This is a genomic window from Acidimicrobiales bacterium (assembly GCA_022452035.1).
Classification (GTDB): Bacteria; Actinomycetota; Acidimicrobiia; order Acidimicrobiales; family MedAcidi-G1; genus UBA9410.
This window is the reverse complement of record JAKURV010000062.1, coordinates 1-2,248: the sequence shown is the minus strand read 5'-3', so window position 1 is coordinate 2,248 and position 2,248 is coordinate 1. Positions and strand designations below refer to the sequence as shown.

3 protein-coding genes are annotated in these 2,248 nt (G+C 66.3%); all 3 read right to left on the bottom strand.

The window, feature by feature from the left end; all coding sequences use genetic code 11:
• On the bottom strand, positions 1-639 hold a 639-nt coding region (locus tag MK181_10950), incomplete at its 3' end, for an NTP transferase domain-containing protein (GenBank protein MCH2420315.1).
• Positions 640-654: 15 nt separating this feature from the next.
• Entirely contained in the window at positions 655-1,419 is a 765-nt protein-coding gene (locus MK181_10945) for an enoyl-CoA hydratase family protein (protein ID MCH2420314.1), read from the bottom strand.
• 16 nt (positions 1,420-1,435) lie between these two features.
• Positions 1,436-2,248 (bottom strand): lipid-transfer protein (locus MK181_10940; protein ID MCH2420313.1); only part of this gene is annotated, 813 nt, incomplete at its 5' end.

Sequence of the window (2,248 nt, the reverse complement as noted above, 5' to 3'; positions counted from 1 at the left end):
AGCCAAGGTGTCCAGCGCCAACCGGGGTAGACCAAAGATGTTCATCGACACCGGTGTGCCCGGTGCCAACTCACCCAGCGGGTCTCGCGAGGTAATTGCTGACCCCTCCCACCCGATCCCGTGGGTTTCCGCCAGTCCCTCAAGCCGCCCGCCCTGGCTGACGCGACAGATCCCACGCGACACCCGACCCTCGGCTGGGAGGGTGCCGGCCAGGGCGAAACCCAGCATCACAGCCCGCTCGGGCTGCCGGTCCACGGCCCGAACCACCCGGGACACACCCGTCTCGCCGTAGAAGTCGTCCGCGTTGAGCACCACCACTGGACCATCCACCACGGCGGCGGCGGCCACCAAAGCGTGGCCGGTTCCCCATGGCTTGGCCCGGGAGGGACCATGGGCGTCCTGGTGGACCACCTCTAGGTCCAGGTCGGCAGGATGGTGCGACCTCAGGTGAGCGCGCAGGTTGTCCTCCAGGTCCGAGCGGGCCACCACCACGGTCCGTGTCACTCCAGCGGCCCGGGCGTCACGGATAGCGAAGTCCAGGAGGGCCTCCCCGTTCGGCCCCACCTCGGCCAACTGCTTGGCCCCGCCGAACCGGCTGCCCAAACCGCCAGCCATCACGACCAGCGTCACGTTGGCCATCAAGGTTTCCTCCGCTCAATCGGCTGTCGCGTCGGACTCCCGGTCGCCGCGTAGGAACGCCTCCCGGGCCTCGTCGCCGGCACCAGCCAGATTCAGCTCGAAGGTGAAACCCTGCTCGAAGCGATAACTCCGATGTACGTCTACCGGGTCGATGCCGTTCAGCGACGCCTTAGCGGCTCGGAGCACCGTCGGATCCTTGGCCGCCAAGACCGCGGCGACCTCCTTAGCCGCCTCTTGAAGCGCATCCGGGGTCACCACCCGGAGCACCGACCCGAAGTCGTGCAGTTCCTCGGCCGAGGCTGGTTCACAACTCAGGAGCATCCATCGGGCCCGATGGGCGGGGACCAGGCGCATCAGATGGGTGGCAGCACCCAGGGCTCCGTTATCCACCTCCGGCAACCCGAATGCCGCACCTTCGGCAGCGACGATCACGTCAGCGTTACCGACCAGACCGATCCCAGAACCCAGACAAAACCCGTTCACGGCTGCCACCACGGGCACCGCGCACTCGTAGACGGACCGAAAAACCCGGAGACAGGAGCGGTTGGCACCCAGAATGCCCTCGTTGCCCGGCAGGGCCTGAATTTCCTTGATGTCCACCCCGGCGCAGAAACCGTATCCCTCAGCGGTCAGGATCACGGACCGGACATCGGCCCGGTTTCCGTAGCCGTCCAACAGGTCCGCCAGGGCGTACGTGTCGGCGATGCCCAGGGCGTTGACCGGTGGGTTATCCATGACGACAGTGGCCACACCGTCGGCAATCGTCTCGTGTAGGGCCATGGGCCGTTCCCTTCTCCTAGCGTCGGACCACGACCGACGAGCCGTGTCCGAACAGTCCCTGATTGGCCGTCACCCCAACCCGAGCACCCTCGACCTGTCGATAGCCGGCTTGGCCCCGTAACTGCCAGGCCAGTTCGCACACCTGCGCGATCGCCTGTGCGGGAACGGCCTCGCCGAACGCCCCCAAGCCTCCGCTGGGATTAACTGGAATTCGCCCACCGATCTCTGTGTCACCGGACCGGAGTAGCGCTTCCGCCTCACCGACCGGGCACAGACCGAGCTGCTCGTACCAGTCCAGCTCCAGGGCCGAAGAGAGGTCATACACCTCGGCCACGTCCACGTCCTCTGGGCCCAGACCGGCTTCGGCGTAGGCCCGTGCACCGATCGACTCCTTGAATCCCCGGTCCGGGGGCGGGCTACCCGCCCATGAGTCGGTGGCCAGGTAGGGCAGGTCAATCACCGTGTCGGGATAGGTCGGGGTGACCGTCGAGATTCCGGAGACTCGGACTGGATCGGTGACACCGAGAGACCGCGCATAGTCCATCGAGCAGACCACGAGGGCGGCACCCCCGTCGCTCGTCGCGCAAATCTCCAACAGTCGTAAGGGGTCAGATACAACCGGCGAGCTGGCCACGTCGTCGACGCCGTACTCCTTGGGATAGCGGGCGTTCGGGTTGTGGACGCCATGGCGGCTGTTCTTGGCCTTTACCAAGGCGAAATCTTCACGGGTGGCCCCGTAAAGCGCCATCCGCCGACGAGCGTGCAGGGCGAAGTACACCGGGTTAGTCGCTCCCACGAGGTGGAACCGCAACCAGTCCGTGTCATCGGG

Bases quoted from the DNA above. Each gene is read 5' to 3' on its own strand.
- MK181_10945 (MCH2420314.1), bottom strand. From the start codon at position 1,419: ATGGCCCTACACGAGACGATTGCCGACGGTGTGGCCACTGTCGTCATG.